Here is a 24015-nt window from a genome sequence, read left to right on the forward strand (position 1 = left end):
ACAGTTGTTCGTGGCCGCCCGGCCGCCTGACTTCGCGAGGACTTCAATGGACGACAACAAGAAGCGCGCCCTGGCCGCGGCCCTGGGACAGATCGAACGCCAATTCGGCAAAGGCGCGGTCATGCGCATGGGCGACCATGAGCGCCAGGCGATCCCCGCCATCTCCACCGGCTCGCTGGGTCTGGACATTGCGCTGGGCATCGGCGGTCTGCCGCGCGGCCGTATCGTCGAGATCTACGGCCCGGAATCCTCGGGTAAGACCACGCTGACCCTGTCGGTCATCGCCCAGGCACAGAAGGTCGGCGCCACCTGCGCCTTCGTCGACGCCGAACACGCCCTGGACCCGGACTACGCCGGCAAGCTGGGTGTCAACGTCGACGACCTGCTGGTCTCCCAGCCGGACACTGGCGAACAGGCGCTGGAAATCACCGACATGCTGGTGCGTTCCAACGCCGTTGACGTGATCATCGTTGACTCCGTGGCGGCTCTGGTACCCAAGGCCGAAATCGAAGGCGAGATGGGCGATCAGCACGTCGGCCTGCAGGCCCGCCTGATGTCCCAGGCGCTGCGCAAGATCACCGGCAACATCAAGAACGCCAACTGCCTGGTCATCTTCATCAACCAGATCCGCATGAAGATCGGCGTGATGTTCGGCAACCCGGAAACCACCACCGGTGGTAACGCGCTGAAGTTCTACTCCTCCGTTCGTCTCGACATCCGCCGGACCGGCGCGGTGAAGGAAGGCGACGAGGTGGTCGGCAGTGAAACCCGCGTCAAGGTCGTGAAGAACAAGGTCGCCCCGCCGTTCCGTCAGGCCGAGTTCCAGATCATGTACGGCCGCGGCATCTACCGCACCGGCGAGATCATCGACCTGGGCGTGCAGCTGGGCCTGATCGAGAAGTCCGGCGCCTGGTACAGCTACCAGGGCAGCAAGATCGGCCAGGGCAAAGCCAACGCCGCCAAGTTCCTGGAAGACAACGCCGAGATCTGCACCACTCTCGACAAGGCCATCCGCGATCAACTGCTGACCAATCAGTCGGCGCCGACCAAGGCCGAGCTCGCTGCGGCAGAAGCCGAAGCGGAAGCTGAAGCCGACTATTAATAGGAATGACCACCGAGCTCGATAACCCCGTCGCGGTGCGGCGGGTCGCCATGGACCTGCTGGCACGCCGCGAGCACGGTCGGGCTGAGCTCTCGCGCAAGCTGCGGCAGCGCGGTGCGACGCAGGACCTGATCGACCCCGCCCTCGACCGTTTGGCCGAGGAGGGGCTGCTCAACGAGAGCCGTTACCTGGAAAGCTACATCGCCAGCCGTGCGCGGGCCGGTTACGGGCCGATGCGGATTCGCGAGGAGCTGTCGCAGCGCGGTTTGCCCCGTGGCGAGATCGATGGCGCGCTGAGCGAGTCCGGTGTCGACTGGGGCGAGAACCTGCATGAGGTCTGGCGTCGGAAGTTCGCCCGGCTGCCGCAGGATGCTCGCGAGCGAGCCCAGCAAGGGCGCTTCCTGAGCTATCGGGGTTATTCGATGGAAGCCATCAGCCGGCTTCTGAGTGGTCGACGATCAGATGATTGAACGAACAAGGCACCCCACCGGGTGCCTTGTTCGTTTCCTGCCTCTGAAAATCGTTCTGGAAAATCAGCGCTCCCAGTTTTCCGGCTGGTTGATGAAGTTCAGCAGCTCCCGCAAACGCCCCTGGGCGCGGCCATTGAAGGCGAAGGCCAGGCGGGTGAGATGGGAGAATTCCGGCTCGTCCAGTTCCGACTCGCTGTAGGGCTGCTGGTGAAATCCACCGCTTACGCACAGATTGCCGAATTCGCGTTCCAGCAATTGCAGGGCGCGCACGCTCAGCGGGTGGTTCAGGCGGATCACGAAGCGATCCTTGAGCCAGCGGCTGGAGTGGAAGTTGCTGTAGAACTGGGCGATTTCCCCGGCGGCTTCCTCGGCGCTGTGTACCAGTGTCATCAGGCTCATGTCGCTGGGCAGGATGTAGCCGTTGTCTTCGAGTTGCTCCTTGATGAACTCCAGGGCGTGATCCCAGTAATGCCCGCCTGGTTGGTCGAGAAGGACCACCGGCACCAGTGGGCTCTTGCCGGTCTGGATCAGGGTCAGCACCTCCAGCGCTTCGTCCAGGGTGCCGAAGCCACCAGGGCAGAGCACCAGGGCGTCGGCTTCCTTGACGAAGAACAGCTTGCGCAGGAAGAAGAAGTGGAACGACAGCAGGTTGCTGGTGCCGTCTACGATGCGGTTGGCGTGTTGCTCGAAGGGCAGGGTGATGTTGAAGCCGAGGCTGTTTTCCAGGCCGGCGCCTTCGTGGGCCGCGGCCATGATGCCGCCGCCGGCGCCGGTGATGACCATCAGGTCGTAGCGCGCGAGGGTTTCGCCCAGTTCGCGGGCCAGGGTGTAGACGGGATGGTCGGCCGGCGTGCGGGCCGAGCCGAATACGGTGACTTTGCGGCGCCGTTTGAACTGCTCCAGGGTGCTGAAGGCGTGCTCCATTTCGCGAAGTGTCTGCAGCATGATCTTGGCGTCCCAGCGATTGCGGTCGGCCTGGGCCATGCGGGCGACGGTAGTGAGCATTTCGCGGTACAGCGGCAGGTTCTGGCTGTCGCCGGGAGCGGCCAGTGCGGCAAGCTCCTCGATCTTCTGTGCGAGGTCGGTGCCGCTGGTCTGGAAGTGTCTGGAGAGGTAGTCGTCGGGCTCATAGGGCATGTTGATACTCCTTGTTCATCAACCCCTGATCGCCTGTCCATGGGCGGCGCCGGCCACGCAAGGTGACTTGGGCGGTAACGCAATGGCGCTTCGCCGCACGCACAGGGTTCAGCAGGAGGCCGCCCCAGTCTGGCACGCGGGCTGTGACAGTCGGTGAGGCCTCGATATCAGATGGCGATCCGGTCTCCGGGCTCCGGAATGTTGGCCGTCCAGTTCAGGCGATCCTGGAGTGCACCCTTGAGTACGTCCATCTTTTCCCGCTCGCCATGTATCAGGTATAGCTCGGGTTTGTTCTCGAAGTGGCCAACCCACTGAATTAATTGTGATTGTCCCGCGTGCGCGGAGAATCCGCCGAGGGTGTGGATCTGCGCTTTAACGCTGATGCGCTGGCGCAGGATGCGGACCGATTCGGCGCCGTCGACGATGGCACGTCCCAGCGTGCCCTTGGCCTGGAAGCCGGGGAAGACGACGTGGCACTCCTCGCGCCAGAGATTGTGCTTGAGGTGGTGGACGATCCGCCCGCCGGTGCACATGCCGCTGCCGGCGATGATGATGGCACCGCTCTTGATGCGATTCAGCGCCATGGACTCTTCGGCGTTCTGGGTGGTTCGCAGGATCGGCAGCCACTCGCCGACCTTGGCCGTGCCGGTGCCGCGCATGTATTCGCGGTCGACGTCGGCGATCTCGCCGATGTGCTGCAGATAGATATTGTTGGCCTGGGCCGCCATGGGGCTGTCGAGGTAGACGACCTGCTGCGGCAGCCGGCCCTCCTGATAGAAGCGCCCGAGGTAGTAGATCAGGTCCTGGGTGCGGCCCACGGCGAAGGACGGGATCAGTACATTGCCGCCCTCGTTCTGGGCACGCTGCAGGATGCCCGCGAGCTCCAGCAGGGTGTCGTTGGCGTCGCGGTGGTCGCGGTCGCCGTAGGTGGACTCCAGCAGCACCACATCAGCGCGGGTCAGTGGTGTCGGCGTCCGCATCAGGGGGGAGCAGGTGCTGCCCAGGTCCCCGGAGAACACCAGGCGGCGGGTCGAGCCGAACTCATGGATTTCCAGTTCGACGATGGCCGAGCCGAGGATGTGCCCGGCATTGTGGAAGGTCACGCGGATGCCGCGCGCCACGTCCACCGTGCTGCCATAGCTGACGCGGCGGCGCTGGTTCAGCGCGCGGGAAGCGTCTTCGACGGTGTACAGCGGCTTGACGGGTGGCTTGCCGAGGCGGGCGCGCCACTTGTTTTCCCACTCGGCGTCCTTCTCCTGGATGTGTGCCGAATCCATCAGCATCAATTCCAGCAGGTCGCAGCAGGATTCGGTGGCGTAGATCGGCCCCTTGTAGCCTTCCTTTGCCAGGCGCGGCAGCAGGCCGCTGTGGTCCAGGTGGGCGTGGGACAGGACGACGGCGTCCAGCTCCTGCGGATCGAAGGGGAAGGGCGTGCGGTTGGTCGCCTCGTTGTCGCGAGTGCCCTTGTTGCCGCTGCGCCCCTGGCGCATCCCGCATTCGAGTAGTACGCGGACGCCGTCGCGGGTTTCCAGGAGGTAGCAGGAACCGGTGACTTCCTGGATTGCGCCGATGAAGGTGAGAAGCGCCATGTCGTCTCCTTGTCGGAATTCACTTTCAGCCTTGCTCGAATGGTCGGGACGGTCGTTGATACATGTCAGCGCCCGTCCGATCTCTGGAGACCTAGACTTTCCGGCATAACCAAGGGAGAGCCGACATGTCACAGATCCTGCCAAGCCCCGAGGAGCTTGCCGCCCATGCGGCAGCCGAGCCGGAATACGCCCGCTGGCTGCGAGGCCGTGGTCCGCTTCAGCATAGCGTGCAGACCCAGGCGGCGGTCTTTCGTGTCGCTCATCAATTGGTCCAGTACGGCCTGCAGCCGGATCTGGCCAGCGTCTACCGGTTGTTCGGCGCGCTGGATCGCCTGACCTGCGCCGGTCTCTGGCTGGTGGCGCACATGACCTACGCCAGGCGCGTCCGCCTCGATGGCGCGCCCTTGCAGCCCGAAGATTTAAAGGCACAGCCCGAAGGACATACCGGCGGCGCGCTGAACATGGTGCCAGCCTACGCCGGCTATCTCGCCCTGAATGCCCTGAGCGGCAAGACACGCGGCTGGCTGATGGGCCAAGGGCACTGCGTGGCCGCGATCGACGCGCTCAACGTGCTTACCGGCAACCTGCATCCGGAGCAGGCTGCAGCTTACGGGAATGGCGAAGCCGGCCTGGATCGGCTGGTACAGGACTTCTACAGCTACGCGCAGACGGCGGAAGGCAAGGTTGCGGCTCCTTTGGGCAGCCACGTCAGTCCGCACACTGCCGGTGGCATTGCCGAAGGGGGATACCTCGGCTTCGCCGAGTTGATGTATGCGCACATGCCGCTGCCGGGCGAGACCCTGGTGGCCTTCCTCTCCGACGGCGCTGCCGAGGAGCAGCGCGGTAGCGACTGGATTCCCCGCTGGTGGCGCGCCGAGGACTGCGGCACGGCCTTGCCGGTGATGATCGCCAATGGCCGGCGTATCGAGCAGCGAACTGAGCTGGGCACCCACGAAGGGCTGGAAGGCTTCAAGCTGCACCTGCGGCGTTGCGGTTTCGACCCGATCAGTTTCGACGGCCGCGACCCGGCAGCTTTCGTCTGTGCTCTGTGGGAAATGGAAGAACGGTTGCAGCACCGCGTCGATGAGAAGGAGCGCGGCATCCTCCGCTACCCTTTGCCGATTCCCTACGGCATCGCCGAAACGACCAAGGGCTACGGGTTCTATGGCGCTGGCAGCAATGCTGCGCACAACCTGCCGCTGCCGGGCAATCCCAGCGTGGATGCCGAGGCGCGCGACCTGTTCAATCAGCATGCGGCGCCTCTGTGGGTCGAGCCCGATGAGCTAGCCGAGGCTTGCCAGCTCTTCATCGCTTCGCGCAGCGGCCGAGTACTGGAACGGGATAACCCGCTCGCCGTGCGTCGGCCCATCGAGCCTTCGATTCCCCCGCTGCATTACCGCAATGACGAATGCTCCCCCATGGCCGCTTTGGATCGCTTCTACGTCGACCTGTGCGGCGCCAACCCGGACCTGCGCGCCCGTGTCGGCAATCCAGACGAACTGGCGAGCAACCGCCTGGGCGGCGTGCTCAAGGCGCTGCGGCACCGGGTGAGCGAGCCGGAAAGCGAGCTGGAGGCCGTGGATGGCCGGATCATCACAGCGCTCAACGAGGAGGCGGTGGTTTCTGCCTGCCTGGCCAACCAGGGCGGGCTGAACCTGGTGGCCAGCTATGAAGCCTTCTGCGTGAAGATGCTCGGTGCAGTGCGCCAGACGCTGATCTTCGCCCGCCAGCAGAAGGAAGCCGGACGCCCCGCGGGCTGGCTCGGCTGGCCGCTGGTGGCGACCTCGCATACCTGGGAAAACGGCAAGAACCAGCAATCCCACCAGGACACCACTTTCTGCGAGGCGCTGCTGGGCGAGATGAGCGACATGGTGCGGGTAGTTTTCCCGGCCGACCACAACAGCCTTTTGGCGCTGTTGCCGGACATCTACCGCAGCCGCGGGCAGTTGGCCTGTATCGTGGCTCCCAAGCGCGAGCGGCCATCGGTATTCACCCAGGCCGAGGCCGAGCAGTTGGCGCGAGATGGCGCAATCCTGCTGGACGAGCATCCCGGCGCCGAACCGCTGCTGCTGATCGCCAACGGCAGTTACCAGTTGGCCGAGATGCGCCGCGCTGCCTTGCGGCTGGAGGAGGCCGGCTATCCGTATCGACTGGTTTATCTACAGGAGCCGGGGCGCTTCCGCGCGCCGCGCGACAATTGGGAGTTGCCGGCGCTGGCGGACGAGTCCATCGCCATGCGTCTGTTCCCCGATCATTACGAGCGGCGCGTGCTGCTCACCCACATGCGCCCGGAGGTGGCGCGTGGGCACCTCTGGCCGATCCTGCCCGATGCGTTGAAGACGGCGGTGCTGGGGTATCGCAACCAGGGCGGAACGCTGGACGAAGCGGGCATGCTGTTCACCAACCGTTGCAGTTGGGCCCATGTGCTGGCGGCCTGTGCACGACTGCTGGACGTCCCGCGCAGCGCCTTGCTCGCACCGGACGAGGCAGCAGCGGTGGCCGGCAAGGAAAGTCCTGCGGTCCTGCGCTGACCGGCGCTGGCGCAACCGCCACGCGGCGGTTGCGCGGGCTTCAGCGCTTGAGCGGCTTGATCAGGCCGTCGAGGCCGTCGATCTTCAGTTCCAGGGTCAGCTGCATCAGCCGGCCCAGTTCACCGGCCGGGAACTGGCCCTTCTTGTGGAACCACAGCAGGTACTCGTCCGGCAGGTCCACCAGCATGCGGCCCTGGTACTTGCCGAAGGGCATCGGCGTGCGCGCGATCTTCAGCAACATTTCCTTGTCGAGCATGCAGGCGACTTATTTCTTCAGCTTGATCTTGCAGCTGCCGGCGTCGAAACGCTCGGTGGCGACCGGGGCGTTGGTCTTGTACTCGGTGAAGCTGTAAGTGAGGATCGCGCCCTCGGCCAGCAACTGGCGGTAGGCGGTATTGCTGCAGACGCTGTCGCCCAGTTGGCTGCGCACGCTGTCCGGGTTCTCGCGCATGCGCTCGGCATGGCTGGCGCGTACGCTCAGGTGGTTGATCAGTTGCGGGCCCTCGACGGTGTAGCCCTGGTCGAGGATGTCCTCGTTGATCGCGCGCGGGGTGCCTTCGCTGCTTTCCTTGGCGACCTTTTCCAGGGTCTGGGTCAGTTCGAAGTCCTTCTTCGAGGCGGCATGCGCGACGGGAAGAACGAGGCAGAGGGCGAGGGCGGTGAGGCGCAGCATGGGCATCTCCTGACAATGGTGCCGATTCGACCGTAGCGAGCCTTCCGGGTTCGCTGGTCATTACAGCCGCCTATTGTCCCCGAAAACGACCTCTCTGCCGAGATTCGATTGCCGCAGCCCGCTGTCCGGCACGCCAGGCGGCCAACTTCGTTGAGGGATGACGCGAAGCCGGTCGCGACTTTCATCGCCACTCGGCCGTGTACAGGGAGGCTGGTTGCAGCTCTGGTACAATTGGCGGTCCGCAACCGTCGCCCCGTTCGAGCCTTCGATGTACCGTCCGATCTTCCGCACCCCGGTGGCCCGATGAGCCACGCTGTCGCCCGCCTGCGTGATGAGCGCCTGGCCCGCTGCCTCAAGCCCTTCGTGGCCCGTGGCTCGCGCTCGCCACGCTGTCCCGGTTGCCGCCTGCGGCCGAACTACTGCATGTGCGGCTTGCGCCCGCAGGTCGAGTCCAACGCGGCGATGTGCCTGGTGATGTTCGACACCGAGCCGCTCAAGCCCAGCAATACCGGCTGGCTGATCGCCGAGACGGTGCCCGAGACCTGGGCATTCGGCTGGTCGCGCATCGAGGTCGATCCGGCACTACTGGCGCTGCTCGATGATCCGCAATGGCAGCCGTATGTGGTATTCCCCGGCGAGTTCGTCCAGCCCGAGCGCGTAGTGACGACGGTGGAGCCGCAGGGCGGCAAGCGCCCGCTGTTCATCCTGCTTGACGCCACCTGGAACGAGGCGCGCAAGATGTTCCGCAAGAGCCCCTACCTGGACCGTTTCCCCGTGCTGAGCATCACCCCCGATGCCTTGTCACGCTATCGCCTGCGTCGCTCCAAGTTCGACGAGCACCTGTGCACCGCCGAAGTCGCGGCGCTGTGCCTGGGGTTGGCCGGCGACCGCCGCGCCGGCGATGCGCTGGATGCTTATCTGGACGTATTCAGCGAGCGCTACCTGGGCTCCAAGCGCCAGCAGCCGCTGGACGAGCAGAGCCCGGCGCACCAGGCGTTGAGGCCGTTTACCGAGCGCTAGATCGGCTCTTCATCGCATGCAGGTTTCTGATGTTCAGGGCGGGCGCCGAGGTGTGCGGTTCGCGAGCAAGCTCGCTCCTACGAAGAGCGCCGAATCCCCAGCCTGCAGGAGCGAGCTTGCTCGCGAACAGTCTCGCTCCGTTATGCAGTAGAGATCAGACCGCCTTCACCTCGGCTTTCTTCGGCCACAGCTGCGCCACCAGCATGCCGGCCAGCATCAGTGCGCAGCCGAAGTAGCCGCGCACATGCAGGGTCTCGTCGAGGAACAGTGCACCGGCGATGGCGGCGAACACCGCCTCCAGCGAGAGGATGATCGCCGCGTGGGAGGCAATGGCGTGCTTCTGTGCGATGACCTGCAGGGTGAAGCCGGTGGCTACGCCGAACAGGCCGCCATAGATCAGGGCGGGGGCGGCCTGGACGATGGCGTCCCAGTGAATCTCTTCGAACACCACGGCCAGGATCATGCTCACCACCGCGCAGGTGACGAACTGCAGGAAGGCCAGACGGATCGGGTCGTAACGGCTGGCGAACAGGCCGACGAGCAGCACGTGGCCGCCCCAGACGAAGGCACCGGTCAGTTGCAGCCAGTCACCGGAGGCAACGTGGAAGCCCGGGCCGATGCTCAGCATGGCCATGCCGGTCACGGCCAGCGCGGCACCCAGCCAGGTGCCCATGCCGGCACGATGGCCGATCAGCAGGCCGAGCAGCGGCACGATGATGACGTACAGGCCGGTGATGAAGCCGGAGTTGGTCACGCTGGTGAACATCAGGCCAACCTGCTGCAGGTTGATCCCCACGGTCAGCGCGGTGCCGATGGCCAGGCCTGCGAGGATCAGGCCCCGGTTGAACGGCTGGGCGCCGCGCTTGCTCGACCAGGCCAGCAGCGGCAGCAGTGCCACGGCGCCGAGGGTGAAGCGCAGGCCGGTATAGAGGAAGGGACCGATGGCATCCATCCCGAGGCGTTGCGCGACGAAGGAGACCCCCCAGATCATCGCGGTGAACAGCATCAGGATATCGGCGCGCAGCGCATGGCTTTTCATCTTGTTCTCGTAACGGGCAGGAAAAAAAGCGGAACTCTGCCGTAACGCCGGGCCTTTGGAAAGGGGAGCGGCTTCTCGGCGGGCACACTGGCAGGGGCTTTGAAGCCACGCTGTATGTACCATTGGGCGATGTATTCGCGGCGGACACCGGGGGTGGTCTTTGCGTACAATGTTACGAGCAGTGCTCTATCCGTGCTCCGACCTTTCCTGCGCAAGTCTGGCTGTTATCCACGGCAGTACTTCGACGCGGCCTTCAAGGAAAATTCATGGCTTCCTACGAGATCCTGATCGCTGACGATCACCCGCTGTTCCGCAGTGCCCTGCACCAGGCTCTGACCATCGGTCTTGGCCCCGAGGCGCGACTGTCGGAGGCCGCGAGTATCGCGGAGCTGGAGACGCGCCTGAACGAGAAGGCCGACTGGGACCTGGTGCTGCTGGACCTGAACATGCCCGGCGCCTACGGCTTCTCTGGCCTGGTGCTGTTGCGCGGGCAGTACCCGCAGATTCCGGTGGTGATGGTCTCGGCCCAGGAAGATGCCGCCGTGGTACAACGCTCCCGCGAGTTCGGCGCCAGCGGCTTCATCCCCAAGTCCAGCGAGCTGAGCGTGCTGCAGCAGGCCGTGCGCGCGGTGCTCGATGGTGACGTCTGGTGGCCGCCGCAGGTGGATGCCGTGACCGAGATGAGCGATGACGTGCGCGCCGCCAGCGCTGGCCTGGCCAGCCTGACGCCGCAGCAGTTCCGCGTGCTGACCATGGTCTGCGAAGGTCTGCTGAACAAGCAGATCGCTTTCGAGCTGAGCGTCTCCGAAGCCACGGTAAAGGCCCACGTCACCGCGATCTTCCGCAAGCTGAACGTGCGCACCCGCACCCAGGCAGCGCTGTTGCTGGCGCAGATGGAGTCGGTGCCGGGGGCCTGAGCCCACCACATTCCGGCTCAGGGGCCGTCACATTCTGTAATGGCCTTGACCCCTTTTTGACGATCGCTGGTATAGAGTGCCGCGACCTTTGCCTGTGAGAACCACACGTGTCCGCCTCCCCCTTCAAGGGCCAGACCGGCCTGAAACGCATCTTCAACGCCGCCGGCTACTCGCTGGCCGGCTTCGCCGCCGCCTTCAAGGGTGAAGCGGCTTTCCGCCAACTGGTGCTGATCAACGTCATCCTGATCCCGCTGTCGTTCTTCTGCGATGTGACCCGTGGCGAGCGCGCGCTGATGATCGCCGTGTGCCTGTTGGCGCTGATCGTCGAACTGCTCAATTCCGCCATCGAGGCGGTGGTGGACCGGGTTTCCCTGGAGCGCCATCCGCTGTCGAAGAACGCCAAGGACATGGGCAGTGCGGCCCAGTTCGTCGCGCTGACCATCATCACCGTGACCTGGGCGGGCATCCTGCTCGGCTGACGGCCTGCAGGAGCGCGAGCTTGCTCGCGAACGGCCTGACACTGGTGTCGCAGGCGTGAAGCGTTCGCGAGCAAGGGCTGAGCGCCCCCTCGGTCCTACAAAAAAGCACGCTTCAGGGAATCATCGGCAGGACAATATCGTCGCTGCGCGTTACCCCGGCGGTTTCGCTGCGGCACAGTTCCAGGAACTCGCGCATGGTCGCGGTCTGGTATTTCTGCCGATGCCAGATGAAATAGAACTGCCGGCGCAGGTCCAGGTCAGGTGTTTCCACCGGGACCAGGCTACCGCGGCGGAAGGCGTCGCGCAGGGCCAGGCGCGAGATGCAGCCGATCCCCAGTCCTGATTCCACTGCACGCTTGATCGCCTCGGTGTGCTCCAGTTCCAGCCGCACGTTCAGCGGCTCGACGTGGTGCCGCATGGCCTGGTCGAAGGTCAGCCGCGTGCCGGAACCCTGTTCCCGCAGAATCCACGCTTCTTCCGTCAAGCGCTCCAGGCTCGCGTTACCTTCGCGGGCGAGTGGGTGCTGCGGTGCGCAGAACACCACCAGTTCGTCTTCCATCCAGGGCTGCACCTCGATGTCCGGGTGCTGGCAGTCGCCTTCGATCAGCCCGAGGTCGAGTTCGTAGTGCGCCACGCGCTGCACCACGTGGGCGGTGTTGTGCACGTGCAGGCGCACCCGGCAGTCGGGCTGGCGCTGCATGAAGGTGCCGATCAGCAGGGTCGCCAGGTAGTTGCCGATGGTCAGGGTGGCGCCCAGGTCCAGCGAGCCGAAGGCGCTCTTGCCGTTGAGCATGTTTTCGATCTCGCTGCCGCGGTCCAGCAGCGCCACTGCCTGGGGCAGCAACTGGCGGCCGAGGGCGTTGAGGGTCAGGCGTTTGCCGGAGCGATCGAACAACTTGCAGTCGAACTGCCGCTCCAACTCGCCCAGGGCGGTGCTGGTCGCCGATTGCGACATGGATAGCCCGGCAGCTGCGCGGGAGACGCTTTCCTGCTGGGCGACGGCGACGAAGACTTCGAGCTGGCGCAGGGTGAATTTCATCGAGGATGGCTCCGAAAAGGCTGCGCGACATTTCGTCGCCCCGGTGCCGGAATGCCCGGAAGGTATCCTTTTGCGGCGACATGATGCGGCCTTATCTGCGTTTTGGATTAGCAATATCCAGATAATTTATTTTGCGGATATTGTCGCCGCCTATAAAATGTCGCGCAATTGCGCTACGTCCGGGATCTGCTGGGGTGCGCCACGTTTCTCCTAGGAGTCCTTGATGAGCAACCTGTACACCGAGCGCGTTCTCAGCGTGCACCACTGGAACGACACCCTCTTCAGCTTCAAGACCACCCGTAACCCGGGTCTGCGCTTCAAGACCGGCCAGTTCGTGATGATCGGCCTGGAAGTCAACGGTCGTCCGCTGATGCGCGCGTACAGCATCGCCAGCCCGAACTACGAAGAGCACCTGGAGTTCTTCAGCATCAAGGTCCCGGACGGTCCGCTGACTTCGCGTCTGCAGCACCTGAAGGAAGGCGACGAGCTGATGGTCAGCCGCAAGCCCACCGGCACCCTGGTGCTGGACGACCTCAAGCCCGGCAAGCACCTGTATCTGCTGAGCACCGGCACCGGCATGGCGCCGTTCCTCTCGGTGATCCAGGACCCGGAAGTTTACGAGCGCTTCGAGAAGGTCATCCTGGTTCACGGCGTGCGCTGGGTCAGCGAGCTCGCTTACGCGGACTTCATCACCAAGGTCCTGCCGGAGCACGAGTACTTCGGCGACATGGTGAAAGAGAAGCTGATCTATTGCCCGCTGGTCACCCGTGAAGAGTTCCACAGCATGGGCCGCCAGACCGACCTGATGCGCAGTGGCAAGCTGTTCGCCGACATCGGCCTGCCGCCGATGAACCCGCAGGACGACCGCGCCATGATCTGCGGCAGCCCGAGCATGCTCGACGAGACCAGCGAAGTGCTGAACAGCTTCGGCCTGCAGATCTCCCCGCGCATGGGCGAGCCCGGCGACTACCTGATCGAGCGCGCCTTCGTCGAGAAGTAAGCAGCGTCCGACGGTTCAGTCGAAAGAACGCCGCGATTCCTTTGGGAGCGCGGCGTTTTTTATGCCTGGATTTTTGCCCCAGACAGCAGCTCTTTGTAGGAGCAAGCTTGCTCGCGAAACGGCAAGGCGGCCCTGTTCGCGAGCAAGCTCGCTCCTACATGGGCGTCAGACCAGCCGCTGCCCCGACACTGCCGGGTGATACAGCGGCTGCACCTTGTTCCCCGCCGGGTCCAGCAGGTGGAAGCTGCGCGCGCCGTCGCCATGGTCGAAGGGGCGGTCCAGCAGCGTCACGCCGCGTGCCTTGAAGTATTGGTACCAGGCTTCCAGCTCTTCCACGCTGTCTACCACAAAACCATAGTGATCCATGGTCTGCAGCCCGTTGGCGGCACCGAAGCCGCGCCCCAGCGAGAGGTTGTCGTTGCCGCAGGTGAGGTACACCAGGTCCTCGTTGGCACGGTTCAGCACCTCCATGCCGAGCACATCGACATAGAAGCGTTCGCACTCTTCCAGGTTCGGCACCAGCAGGGCGAGATGGCGCAGGCCGTTGAGGCGGCCGGGGCGGGCAGGGAGATCGGACATGGACGTGCTTCCTTTTTTGTATACAATTTATTTTCAAATTTAAAACAAAAGGAACGCCCTGTGTACAGTCTGTTCATCAAGACCCGCGTCAAACCTGGTAGCGCCGAGGATTTCCTCCACGCCATCAAGGCCAACGCCGCTGCTTCCGTGTCCAGCGAGCCGGGCTGCTTGGTCTTCGATGTGTCCCAGGATCGCCTTGATCCGGACGTGATCTACCTCTACGAGATCTACCGCGACGACGCGGCCTATGAGGCGCACACGCAGACCGCGCACTTCCGCGACAGCCGCCCGCTGGTGGAGCCGCTGATCATCGAGCAGGAGTGCTTCGAGAGCGACGTGATCGCCCTCAATCCGGTGGACTGAGGCAGGTTTCAGTCGGCGGCGCGCTGCACGTCCAGCACGCAGATTTCGCCGTCGGCCGGGTAGTGCCAGTGCACGTCCAGGTCCCACAGGCGCACGCCGTAGCGACGCTCGGGCGGCGGCTTCTGGTAGGCCGGGCGCGGGTCCTGGGCGAGGCACTGCTCGATCAGCTCGTGCACTGGCTGGCCGAGGCGAAGGCCGTGTTCATGGGCCTGGCGCAGGGCTTCGTCGTTCCAGTGCACAGCGATGGGGGCGGGTGGGGCGTCGGCGATGGCGTTGCGCGCGTCGACCACGATGTCCGCGTAGGGCACGTACGGCTTGATGTCGATCACCGGCGTGCCATCGAGCAGGTCGATGCCGGACAGCCAGAGCCGGCCGGGCTCGACCTTTTCCAGCTTCACCACGGATTGGCCTAGGCCGTTGGGGCGGTGGGTGGCGCGGGTGGCGAAGACGCCCATCGACTGGTTGCCGCCCAGGCGCGGCGGGCGCACCTTCAGCCGTGGCTTGTCTTCCAGCGCCTGGTGGAAGAGGAATATCAGCCAGACGTGGCTGACCTGCTCCAGGCCCTGTACCGCGTCGCCCGTGTCGAACGGCGGCAGCAGTTCCAGTACGCCGGTCGCGGCCGGAGCCAGTTGCGGCTGGCGCGGGATGGCGAACTTCTCCTTGAAGCAGGAGCGGACGTAGCCGATGGGCGAGAGGGTGTGGGACATGGCGGCACAGGCTTTTTGCAGGGGCCACCATGGTACCCGATTCCCCTCGCAGCGGGCTTCAGCCGAGGTGGAAGCCGCCGTCGATGGGGATGATATTGCCGGTCATGTAGGCGCCGGCGGCGCTCGCCAGGCTGATTGCCAAAGCGGACATTTCTTCCTCGCGGCCCCAGCGGCGCATGGGGATGACGGCGGTGTCCTCGGCCATGGCCTGCTCGTCGTTGGCGATGTGGCGGGTCATCTTGCTGGGGAAGCGGCCGGGGGCGATGACGTTGACGTTGATGTGGTCGCCCACCAGTTCGCGGGCGAGCATGCGCGACAGCTGGTGCAGCGCGGCCTTGCTCGGGCCGTAGGCATAGGCGTTCTCGCCGTGGGAGGTGACGCCGGCCACCGAGCCGATGTTGATCACCCGCGCCGGACTCTGCGCGCTGCCGGCCTTCTTCAGCAGCGGCAGCAGTTGCTGGATGCAGCTGAACACGGCGGTGACGTTGAGCTGCATGACCTTCTCCCAGCCCGAGGCCGGGTAGCTTTCCAGCGGCGCGCCCCAGGTGGTGCCGGCGTTGTTGACCAGAATGTCGAGGTGATCCAGGTGCTCGTTCAGCTCGGCGGCCAGCGCGCGGGCGCCTTCCTCGGTGGCGAGGTTGGCCGGCAGGCCGATGCACTCGCCGTACTGCGACAGCTCGGCGGCGGTGTCGGCGCAGGCGGCGCCATCGCGGGCGCAGATGATGACCCTGGCGCCGGCTTCGAGCAGGCCCTGGGCGATCATCCGGCCAATGCCGCGGGTGCCGCCGGTGACCAGTGCGGTCTTGCCTGCGAGGGAAAAGTACGGGTGCATGAGCCTCTCCTGGCTGGTTTTTCGCCTCACCCTAGCGGGATGAGCGGGGCGCTCCGAGCACTATCCAATCGGGAAATGGCGGCGCATTACGCGGCGGCTGCATTTTCTTAACCTGCGCATAACCTTCGTTGCCCTAGTGTCCGCCGCACATTCGGTTGGTCGGGGGCCAGGTGATGCAGGGTTGGAGCAAGGATCGGAAGGCATTGGCGCTGCTATTGGGCGTCTCGGCGCTGCTGTTGCTGTTCGGGTTGGGCTGGCGCGAGGTCTGGGGCCCGGAAGTGCGCTGGGCGGATATCTCGTTGCAGATGCTGCAGTCAGGCGACTACTTCGACCCCTACCTGCGTGGGGCGCCGTACTACGACAAACCATTGCTGTCCTACTGGCTGATCACCGCGCCGGCCAGCCTGTTCGGTCTCAACCATTGGACGCTGCGCCTCAGCACCGTGCTGGCCGGGCTGGGCAGCATCTGGCTCACCTGGTGGCTGGGCGAACGCCTGCTGCGCAAGGGCACCGGACTGCTGGCCGGCTGGCTGCTGGCGACCACTTTCTACTTCCTGTTCTGGGCACGGGTGGCGACGGCGGACATGCTCACGGTGTTCGGCGTGCTGGCGGCGCTGGCCTGGTACTGGCGTGACCCGGAGGACTCGCGATTCAGGAGCTACCTGGGCTTCTTCCTGATCCTCTCGCTGACGTCGCTGTGCAAGGGGTTGATCGGTTTCGTCCTGCCGGGGCTGGTGCTGCTGCCGCATCTGCTCAGCGAGGGACGCTGGCGCCGGCACCTGAACCTGCGGTTGCTGGTGGCGCTGGTAGTGGCTGGTGGCGTGTATGCGATTCCCTTCGTGCTGTCGCACTTCTACGGCCAGCCCAGCTACGGCGAGAGCGGGCTGGCGCTGGTATTCCGCGAGAACGTGGTGCGCTTCTTCCAGCCCTTCGACCATGAGGGTCCGATTTACACCTACCTGCTCTATCTGCCGGCCTACACGCTGCCCTGGGCGCCGCTGTGGGTACTTGGCCTGTGGTTCGCTGCGCGCCGCTGGAAGCAACTGGAGCCCAATGCGCGCTGGCTGGTCTGGGCGCTGGTGCTGCTGTTCGCGTTCTTCACTGCCAGTGGTGGCCGGCGCAGTTACTACGTGCTTCCGCTGGTGCCGTTCGCGCAACTGTTGGGTGCGTGGTGGGTGATCGAGTGGCGGCATGAACGCAAGCTGGCCGGGCTGGGGCGTGCCTGGCCGCGGGCGGTCGGTGCCGCAGCGGTGGTAATGCTGCTGGTGGTGGGCGTGGCGTACCCATGGAGCAATGCTGGCGGCGGGGTTCCGCTCTTCGCCAGGGAGGTGCGTGCTGCAGCGGAGCAGACGGCGCCCTGGTCGCAGTGGCGGGTACTGGTTCTCGGCGATGACGACGCGCGCCTGCCGATCTATCTGCAGAAGCATGGCGAACGGCAGGCCCATCCCTTCCTCTATATCCATTCCAATTATCCGCAGGGCGATAGCGCCGCGTTGTTCGCCTGGCTGCGCCAGCGCACCGGCGAGGACTGGGACCCGGCGCGTACTCTGATCATTTCCCAGGTGACGCATGAAGGTACGCAGCCGCTGAACTGGCTGACGGCGGATCACCGGCTGATCGAGTCCGGGCTCAACAATGGCCAGCGCCTGGGGCACGCGAAGAACAAGGAGGCGAGCCTGGCCTATCTGCCGATGGACAAGCCGCTCAGCGCGAACGCAGCACCCGCCGCAGCAGAAGCAGGTAAGGCGGCAGATTGACTGCGGCCACGATGAGGCCGAGGACGACCTGGGTTGCCTCGGTCAGGCCGGCGGGGTAGATCAGCGGGATCAGGTGGTGCTCGATGAAGCCGCCGCTGTAGCCCTGGTCGCCGGCCAGGGCGCGGAAGTAATTCTCCAGCGGCGTGAGCGGGCAATAGAGGTGGAGGAATTCCACCGCCATGCCCCAGGCCGCCGCCGGTACGTGCAGCCACGCCAGGCGCGGCCAGCGCAGCACCAGCAGGCCGCCGAGCAGCACGAAGAGGATGAAGCCCAGATGGAACAGGACAACGGCGTCGGCGGCCAGGCGATAGAGCATGTCGATCTCAGCGCTGCTGGCGCTGGGTCAGGCCCTTGAGGAAGTTGCGCAGCAACTGATCGCCGCAGGGGCGGTAGTTGTTGTGGCCGGGTTTGCGGAACAGCGCGCCCAGTTCTGTCTTGGTGACGATGAAGCTGACGCTGTCGAGGATCGCGAGGATATCGTCGTCGCGCAGTTCGAAGGCCACGCGCAGTTTCTTCAGGGTGATGTTGTTGGTCAGCGGCAGTTCCACCGGCGGCAGCGGGCGCGATTCGTCGCGGCCACGGCGATGCACGATCAGGCCGTCGAGGAAGTGCGCCAGCACGCGGTCGCTGCAGGGCTTGAACTCCGGCTCGTCGTCGCGGGCGAGGAAGGCGCCGACGTCTTCGGTGCTGAGGTTGAAGCCGGCCAGCGCGGTGATCTCGGCGACCTGCGCATCGCGGATGTCCAGCAGGTAGCGCAGACTGCGCAGTACGTCGTTGTTGGTCATGGGCTTTCCAATAGCAGAAATGAAAAGCCCCGCATCAGCGGGGCTTTTGCGGATCAGACCAGTTCGGCCCAGAGGTCGTACTCGTCGGCGTCGGTGATGCGCACGCGCACCTTGTCGCCCGGCTTCACATCGAAGGTGTCGATGTACACGGCGCCGTCGATTTCCGGGGCGTCGGCGTAGGAGCGGCCGACCGCGCCTTCGTCATCCACTTCGTCGATCAGCACTTCGATTTCCTTGCCGATCTTCAGCTGCAGGCGTGCGGCGGAAATGGCCTGCTGGTGTGCCATGAAGCGTTCCCAACGGTCCTGCTTGACGTCATCGGGGACGACTTCCAGGCCCAGATCGTTGGCCGGGGCGCCTTCCACCGGGGAGTACTGGAAGCAGCCGACGCGGTCGAGCTGGGCTTCGGTCAGCCAGTCGAGCAGGTACTGGAAGTCTTCCTCGGTCTCGCCGGGGAAGCCGACGATGAAGGTGGAACGGATGGTCAGCTCGGGGCAGATCTCGCGCCACTTCTTGATGCGCGCCAGGGTCTTGTCCTCGAAGGCGGGGCGCTTCATGGACTTGAGCACTTTCGGGCTGGCGTGCTGGAAGGGGATGTCCAGGTAGGGCAGCAGCTTGCCCTCGGCCATCAGCGGAATCACATCGTCGACGTTGGGGTACGGGTAGACGTAGTGCAGGCGCACCCACACACCCATCGAGGAGAGCGCCTGGCACAGCTCCAGCATGCGGGTCTTCACCGGCTGGCCGTCCCAGAAGTCCATCTTGTACTTCAGGTCCACGCCGTAGGCGCTGGTGTCCTGGGAGATCACCAGCAGCTCTTTCACGCCGGCTTTCACCAGGCGCTGGGCTTCGCTGAGCACGTCGCCCACCGGGCGGCTGACCAGCTTGCCGCGCATTGACGGGATGATGCAGAAGCTGCAGCTGTGGTTGCAGCCTTCGGAAATCTTCAGGTAGGCGTAGTGGCGCGGGGTCAGCTTGATACCCTGCGGCGGCACCAGGTCGATCAGCGGGTTGTGCTCGGCCTTGGGCGGGATCACCTCGTGGACGGCGTTGACCACCTGCTCGTACTGCTGCGGGCCGGTGACGGCCAGCACGCTGGGATGTACGTCACGGATGCTGTCTTCGGCTACGCCCATGCAGCCGGTAACGATTACCTTGCCGTTCTCGGCGATGGCCTCGCCGATGGCGTCCAGGGATTCGGCCTTGGCGCTGTCGATGAAACCGCAGGTGTTCACCACCACCACGTCCGCGTCCTGGTAGGTGGGGACGATTTCGTACCCTTCCATGCGCAGTTGGGTGAGGATGCGTTCGGAGTCGACAGTCGCTTTCGGGCATCCGAGCGAGACGAATCCTACTTTGGGTGTGGCGGTGGACATGTGCGGCTAACCTCGAAGGGCGCGCTGGCGGCGCCTCTGATCAAAAAGTGCGCAATTCTAGCGGCGTCCCGCGCACTTGACCAGCCTCTCTGGGACAAGCTGTCGCACGCCGCCGGACAACCCCTTGCGCCCGGTAATTCCGGGCAACAGGCTCTATAGTCAATCAGAACCTTCGAACCCGGCTCTTGCATCGACGAATGGGTCGGAGCAGGATGCGCCGAATTTTTTTGAGGAATTTTGTTACATGTCCGATGCAAGCGCCGGCACCGTTGAGCATGAACAGCCCCACTCGAGCTCCGCGATCGGCTTGATGGTCGGTGCCGTGGGCGTCTGCTACGGCGACATCGGCACCAGCCCGCTGTACACCCTGAAGGAAGTCTTCGTGGGTGGTTATGGTGTGCAGGCCAACCACGACGGCGTGCTGGGCGTGCTGTCGCTGATCTTCTGGTCGCTGATCTGGGTGGTGTCGATCAAGTACGTGATCTTCGTACTGCGCGCCGACAACCAGGGCGAGGGCGGGGTAATGGCGCTGTCCGCACTGGCTCGTCGCGCCGCCAGCGGGCGCCACAAACTGCAGGCGATGGTGGTGATCGCCGGGCTGATCGGCGCGGCACTCTTCTACGGCGACAGCATGATCACTCCGGCGATTTCGGTGCTGTCCGCCATCGAGGGCCTGGAAATCGCCTTCGACGGGCTGGAGCACTGGGTCGTACCGCTGTCGCTGATCGTGCTGGTCGGCCTTTTCCTCATCCAGAAGCACGGCACCGCGCGCATCGGCATCCTCTTCGGCCCAGTGATGGTGGCCTGGTTCCTGGCGCTGGCGGCACTGGGTATCTATGGCGTGGCACAGCAACCGGAAGTGCTGAAGGCGATGAACCCGGGCTGGGCGGTCAATTTCTTCATTTCGCATCCGGGCATCGGCGTGGCGATCCTCGGCGCCACCGTGCTGGCGCTGACCGGCGCCGAAGCGCTATACGCAGACATGGGCCACTTCGGCCGCAAGCCCATCGCCCGTGCCTGGTTCGCCCTGGTGCTGCCGGCGTTGGTGCTCAACTATTTCGGCCAGGGCGCGACCATCCTGGTCAACGCCGAGGCCGCGCGTAACCCCTTCTACCTGACGGCGCCGAGCTGGGCGCTGGTGCCTCTGGTGGCGCTGTCCACCGCGGCCACGGTGATCGCGTCGCAGGCGGTGATTTCCGGCGCCTTCTCCCTGACCCGCCAGGCCATCCAGCTCGGCTACGTGCCGCGCATGGTGATCCAGCACACCTCCAGCCACGAGCAGGGGCAGATCTACATCGGCATGGTGAACTGGGCGCTGATGGTCGGTGTGGTGCTGCTGGTACTGGGCTTCGAATCGTCCGCCGCGCTGGCCTCGGCCTACGGCGTCGCGGTGACCGGCACCATGCTGATGACCACGCTGCTGATGGGCGTGGTGATCTGGCTGATGTGGAAGTGGCCGCTGTGGCTGGCGATTCCGTTCTTCCTGATGATGCTGTTCGTCGACACCCTGTTCTTTGCCGCGAACCTGCCCAAGGTTGTCCAGGGTGGTGCCTTCCCGGTGATCGCCGGTATCGGCCTGTTCATCCTGATGACCACCTGGAAGCGCGGCCGCCAGTTGCTGGTGGACCGCCTCGACGAAGGCTCGCTGCCGCTGCCGCTGTTCATTTCCAGCATCCGCTCGCAGCCGCCGCACCGCGTGCAGGGCACCGCGGTGTTCCTCACCGCGCGTACCGACGCCGTGCCCCATGCGCTGTTGCACAACCTCCTGCACAACCAGGTGTTGCACGAGCAGGTTGTCCTGCTCACCGTGGTCAACGAAGACAGCCCGCGGGTTGCTCCGGACCGTCGCTTCGAGGTGGACGCCTACGGCGAGGGGTTCTTCCGCGTGGTGCTGCACTTCGGCTTCATCGAGGACCCGGACATCCCGCAGGCGCTCAAGCTGTGCCACCTCAACGAGCTGGACTTCAGCCCGATGCGCACCACCTACTTCCTCAGCCGCGAGACGGTGATCCCGTCCAAGCTGATCGGCATGGCGCGCTGGCGCGAGGCACTGTTCGCCTTCCTGCTGAAGAACGCCAACGGCAACCTGCGTTACTTCAACCTGCCGCTGAACCGGGTGATCGAACTGGGGACGCAGGTGGAAATCTGAGTGCACGCCGCCCAGGAAAAACGCGCCGATTGGCGCGTTTTTCATGTTGGCCGGAGCAGCGAGCGGGATCAGCGCGCCAGCGCTTCCTCGGGTGATTCATGGCGGCGGTAGGGGAACACATCGATCACCTTCCCTGCGCGAATCTGCTCCTGTAATCCCTTCCAGTAGTCGGCATCGAACAGGTTGCCGTGCAGCTTGGCGAATTGCCGGCGCAGCTTCAGGTCGACGAACAGGAAGCGCGGGAACTCCTCGGGGAACACGTCCATCGGCCCCACCGAGTACCAGGGCTCGGAGGACAGCTCGTCCTCCTCGTAGCGCGCCGGCGGGATGTGGCGGAAGTGCACCTCGGTCAGGTAGCTGATCTCGTCGTAGTCGTAGAACACCACACGGCCGTGGCGGGTAACGCCGAAGTTCTTCAGCAGCATGTCGCCGGGGAAGATGTTCGCCGCCGCCAGTTGCTTGATCGCCAGCCCGTAGTCATACAGCGCCTCGTGCACCTGGGCCTCGGTGGCCTGTTCCAGGTAGAGGTTCAGCGGGGTCATGCGGCGCTCCGTCCAGCAATGGCGGATCAGTACCACGTCGCCTTCCAGCACCACGGTGGAGGGCGCCACGTCCAGCAACTCGGCCAGGCATTCGGGGTCGAACTTGCTCACCGGGAAGCGGAAGTCGGCGAATTGCTGGGTGTCGGCCAGGCGGCCGACGCGGTCGTGGTTCTTCACCAACTGGTACTTCTGGATCACCGTGGCGTGGTCCACGGTCTTGGCCGGGTTGAAGTTGTCCTTGATGATCTTGAACACCGTATTGAAGCCGGGCAGGGTGAACACGCTCATCACCATGCCGCGCACGCCGGGGGCCATGACAAAGCGGTCGTCGGTGGCCGCCAGGTGGTTGATCAGCGCGCGGTAGAACTCGCTCTTGCCCTGCTTGTAGAAGCCGATGGAGGTGTACAGCTCGGCGATGTGCTTGCCCGGCAGCAGGCGCTTGAGAAAGGCGACCATTTCCGCCGGCACCGGCGCGTCGACCATGAAGTAGGAGCGGGTGAAGGAGAAGATGATCGAGACCTCGGCCTCGTCGGTGATCACCGTGTCGAACTGGATGCCGCGCCCTTCGTGGTGCACCAGCGGGAACACCAGCGGCCATTGCTCTTCGGGGGTGAACAGGCGGCCCACCAGGTAGGCGCCCTTGTTGCGGTAGAACACTGAACCGATCAGCTCGATGGTCAGGGTCGGGTCCTTGCACACCCAGTCCGGCAGGTTGGCGTGCAGCAGGTGATCCATGCGCTCCAGGTCGCGCTCGCGGTCGTCGTAGTCCACGGCGAACCGGTAGTCGTCGAAGATGCTCTCCAGCGCCTGGCGCAGCTTGCCGCCGGGGCGGTAGAGGCGCGTGTGCGGATCGCGGGAGTGGGCACGCAGCGCGGGCCGGGTGGTGTGGACGAACATCGTGCCGTCGCTGATGTTGTCGTGGCTGAACAGGCCGCAGAAGATCGAGTTGAACCAGGTTTCCGCCAGCTCGTCGTCCAGCCGCGGGTCGATCAGGGTGATGTAGGCGCTTTTGGCGATGGGCCAGCGCTCCACGTCCACCAGGTCGATGCCGGCCATGGTGCGGGTCAGGCGCTCGACGGTCTCGGCGACCTTTTCCTCGTACAGGTTGATGCGCTCGGCGGAGGCCTGCTGCGCTTCCTGCCAATGTGCCTGTTCGAAGCGTGCCGGCGCACCGGCGGTGATCCGGTGGAACTGCGCGCGGTAGTCGTCGAAGCCTTCGAGGATCAGGGTCGCGATCTCGGTCGCCGGCCAGTGCTGAGCCATGGGAGCGCCTCTGCAGAGTTCTTGTGCAGCGAGCTTAGCCACGGGCAACGGCGAGGGAAAGGACGAATTCTCCGGGCGATCGTGCAGCTTTCCTGGGCGTATCCCACGTATGCTGGTCGGCCCGTTCTTTCTGGCAAGGAGCTGACAAACGATGGACGGCATCCGCATCGAACGTTGTACCGAGCAGCACATCAATGGCCTCGCAGCCCTCTACAACGACCCGGCCGTGTGCCGCCAGGTGCTGCAGATGCCGCATCAGGCGCCGGACCTGTGGCGCAAGCGGCTGGTGCTGGATGACGAGCGCCGGGTAACGCTGATGGCGATGCACCAGGATCAGGTGATCGGCAGCGCGAGCATCGAACAGTTCCCACGCGTGCGGCGCAGCCATTGCGGCAGCATCGGCATGGGCGTGGCGGTTGCCTGGCAGGGCCGCGGCGTCGGCACGCGGCTGCTGGCCGAGTTGCTGGAGGTTGCGGACAACTGGATGGCCCTGCGCCGCGTCGAGCTGACCGTCTACACCGACAACGCTCCGGCCATCGCGCTGTACCGCAAGTTCGGTTTCGAAGTGGAGGGGCAATTGCGCGAGTACGCCATTCGCGACGGCATCTACGCCGACGTGCTGAGCATGGCGCGCCTGCGCAGAAGCTGACGGTGGACTTTGAAAGT

24 protein-coding genes are annotated in these 24015 nt (G+C 64.8%); 11 read left to right on the plus strand and 13 right to left on the minus strand.

The genetic code is table 11. The annotated features are described in order from the left end of the window. Positions 1-46: 46 nt before the first annotated feature. A complete protein-coding gene (recA, locus tag RS899_RS04220; protein ID WP_054908167.1) occupies positions 47-1102 on the plus strand; it encodes a recombinase RecA in 1056 nt (351 codons plus the stop codon). Between the two features lie 5 nt (positions 1103-1107). Beyond that, a complete protein-coding gene (recX, locus tag RS899_RS04225) occupies positions 1108-1572 on the plus strand; it encodes a recombination regulator RecX (protein WP_054908168.1) in 465 nt (154 codons plus the stop codon). Between the two features lie 63 nt (positions 1573-1635). Here the strand turns inward: recX and RS899_RS04230 are convergent, their stop codons facing one another. Both RS899_RS04230 and RS899_RS04235 read right to left on the minus strand, forming a co-directional pair. Then, positions 1636-2709, minus strand: a complete 1074-nt coding sequence (locus tag RS899_RS04230; RefSeq protein ID WP_315809169.1) for an LOG family protein — start codon at positions 2707-2709, stop codon at positions 1636-1638. Between the two features lie 167 nt (positions 2710-2876). Continuing rightward, positions 2877-4298: an MBL fold metallo-hydrolase RNA specificity domain-containing protein gene (locus RS899_RS04235; RefSeq protein ID WP_233298109.1), complete on the minus strand. Its 1422-nt coding sequence runs from the start codon at positions 4296-4298 to the stop codon at positions 2877-2879. Between the two features lie 125 nt (positions 4299-4423). On the opposite strand from RS899_RS04235, the gene RS899_RS04240 reads away from it, so the two are divergent. Then, complete coding sequence (locus RS899_RS04240; RefSeq protein WP_315809170.1) at positions 4424-6829, plus strand: xylulose 5-phosphate 3-epimerase; 2406 nt, start codon at positions 4424-4426, stop codon at positions 6827-6829. A gap of 40 nt (positions 6830-6869) precedes the next feature. Here the strand turns inward: RS899_RS04240 and RS899_RS04245 are convergent, their stop codons facing one another. Next, positions 6870-7085, minus strand: coding sequence for a DUF3820 family protein (locus tag RS899_RS04245; protein ID WP_024765295.1), 216 nt, complete (start codon positions 7083-7085; stop codon positions 6870-6872). A gap of 9 nt (positions 7086-7094) precedes the next feature. Next, entirely contained in the window at positions 7095-7502 is a 408-nt protein-coding gene (locus tag RS899_RS04250; RefSeq protein ID WP_024765294.1) for a quorum-sensing-regulated virulence factor family protein, read from the minus strand. A gap of 303 nt (positions 7503-7805) precedes the next feature. Between RS899_RS04250 and RS899_RS04255 the strand changes: the two genes are divergently transcribed. Beyond that, positions 7806-8522, plus strand: a complete 717-nt coding sequence (locus RS899_RS04255; protein WP_054908172.1) for a tRNA-uridine aminocarboxypropyltransferase — start codon at positions 7806-7808, stop codon at positions 8520-8522. 154 nt (positions 8523-8676) lie between these two features. Here the strand turns inward: RS899_RS04255 and RS899_RS04260 are convergent, their stop codons facing one another. Continuing rightward, positions 8677-9561: a DMT family transporter gene (locus RS899_RS04260; protein WP_233298106.1), complete on the minus strand. Its 885-nt coding sequence runs from the start codon at positions 9559-9561 to the stop codon at positions 8677-8679. A gap of 266 nt (positions 9562-9827) precedes the next feature. Between RS899_RS04260 and erdR the strand changes: the two genes are divergently transcribed. Both erdR and RS899_RS04270 read left to right on the plus strand, forming a co-directional pair. After that, positions 9828-10478, plus strand: a complete 651-nt coding sequence (gene erdR / locus RS899_RS04265; RefSeq protein WP_024765291.1) for a response regulator transcription factor ErdR — start codon at positions 9828-9830, stop codon at positions 10476-10478. A 107-nt stretch (positions 10479-10585) separates the two neighbouring features. Further along, a complete protein-coding gene (locus RS899_RS04270) occupies positions 10586-10957 on the plus strand; it encodes a diacylglycerol kinase (protein ID WP_024765290.1) in 372 nt (123 codons plus the stop codon). A gap of 112 nt (positions 10958-11069) precedes the next feature. On the opposite strand, the gene RS899_RS04275 is transcribed toward RS899_RS04270, so the two are convergent. Further along, entirely contained in the window at positions 11070-11996 is a 927-nt protein-coding gene (locus RS899_RS04275) for a LysR family transcriptional regulator (protein ID WP_054908174.1), read from the minus strand. 223 nt (positions 11997-12219) lie between these two features. Between RS899_RS04275 and fpr the strand changes: the two genes are divergently transcribed. Continuing rightward, on the plus strand, positions 12220-12996 hold the full coding sequence (gene fpr, locus RS899_RS04280) for a ferredoxin-NADP reductase (protein WP_017517998.1): 777 nt from the start codon (positions 12220-12222) through the stop codon (positions 12994-12996). 165 nt (positions 12997-13161) lie between these two features. Here fpr and RS899_RS04285 read toward each other — a convergent pair whose 3' ends face one another. Then, complete coding sequence (locus tag RS899_RS04285) at positions 13162-13575, minus strand: VOC family protein (RefSeq protein ID WP_054908175.1); 414 nt, start codon at positions 13573-13575, stop codon at positions 13162-13164. A gap of 60 nt (positions 13576-13635) precedes the next feature. Between RS899_RS04285 and RS899_RS04290 the strand changes: the two genes are divergently transcribed. Next, positions 13636-13938, plus strand: a complete 303-nt coding sequence (locus RS899_RS04290) for a putative quinol monooxygenase (RefSeq protein WP_024765286.1) — start codon at positions 13636-13638, stop codon at positions 13936-13938. Between the two features lie 8 nt (positions 13939-13946). On the opposite strand, the gene tsaA is transcribed toward RS899_RS04290, so the two are convergent. Further along, positions 13947-14645: a tRNA (N6-threonylcarbamoyladenosine(37)-N6)-methyltransferase TrmO gene (gene tsaA / locus RS899_RS04295; protein ID WP_315809171.1), complete on the minus strand. Its 699-nt coding sequence runs from the start codon at positions 14643-14645 to the stop codon at positions 13947-13949. A 58-nt stretch (positions 14646-14703) separates the two neighbouring features. After that, a complete protein-coding gene (locus RS899_RS04300) occupies positions 14704-15477 on the minus strand; it encodes an SDR family oxidoreductase (protein WP_315809172.1) in 774 nt (257 codons plus the stop codon). A gap of 173 nt (positions 15478-15650) precedes the next feature. On the opposite strand from RS899_RS04300, the gene RS899_RS04305 reads away from it, so the two are divergent. Then, entirely contained in the window at positions 15651-17234 is a 1584-nt protein-coding gene (locus RS899_RS04305; RefSeq protein ID WP_315809173.1) for a glycosyltransferase family 39 protein, read from the plus strand. Here the strand turns inward: RS899_RS04305 and RS899_RS04310 are convergent. The 3 genes from RS899_RS04310 to rimO are packed head-to-tail and all read right to left on the minus strand — an operon-like array spanning position 17182 to position 19395. Then, positions 17182-17550 carry a DUF2784 domain-containing protein gene (locus RS899_RS04310; RefSeq protein ID WP_315809174.1) on the minus strand — a complete coding sequence of 123 codons (369 nt, stop codon included), beginning with the start codon at positions 17548-17550 and terminating at the stop codon, positions 17182-17184. The genes RS899_RS04305 and RS899_RS04310 overlap by 53 nt on opposite strands. A 7-nt stretch (positions 17551-17557) precedes the next feature. Further along, positions 17558-18019, minus strand: coding sequence for a DUF1456 family protein (locus RS899_RS04315; protein WP_024765281.1), 462 nt, complete (start codon positions 18017-18019; stop codon positions 17558-17560). Between the two features lie 53 nt (positions 18020-18072). Beyond that, positions 18073-19395, minus strand: coding sequence for a 30S ribosomal protein S12 methylthiotransferase RimO (rimO, locus tag RS899_RS04320; protein ID WP_054908180.1), 1323 nt, complete (start codon positions 19393-19395; stop codon positions 18073-18075). 244 nt (positions 19396-19639) lie between these two features. Between rimO and RS899_RS04325 the strand changes: the two genes are divergently transcribed. Beyond that, a complete protein-coding gene (locus RS899_RS04325; RefSeq protein WP_054908181.1) occupies positions 19640-21544 on the plus strand; it encodes a potassium transporter Kup in 1905 nt (634 codons plus the stop codon). Positions 21545-21612: 68 nt separating this feature from the next. Here the strand turns inward: RS899_RS04325 and aceK are convergent, their stop codons facing one another. After that, positions 21613-23349, minus strand: a complete 1737-nt coding sequence (gene aceK / locus RS899_RS04330) for a bifunctional isocitrate dehydrogenase kinase/phosphatase (protein ID WP_315809175.1) — start codon at positions 23347-23349, stop codon at positions 21613-21615. A 151-nt stretch (positions 23350-23500) separates the two neighbouring features. On the opposite strand from aceK, the gene RS899_RS04335 reads away from it, so the two are divergent. After that, entirely contained in the window at positions 23501-23998 is a 498-nt protein-coding gene (locus RS899_RS04335) for a GNAT family N-acetyltransferase (protein ID WP_315809176.1), read from the plus strand. Positions 23999-24015 lie beyond the last annotated feature (17 nt).

The organism is Pseudomonas sp. C9-3, from assembly GCF_032392015.1.
Lineage (GTDB): Bacteria > Pseudomonadota > Gammaproteobacteria > Pseudomonadales > Pseudomonadaceae > Pseudomonas > Pseudomonas nitroreducens.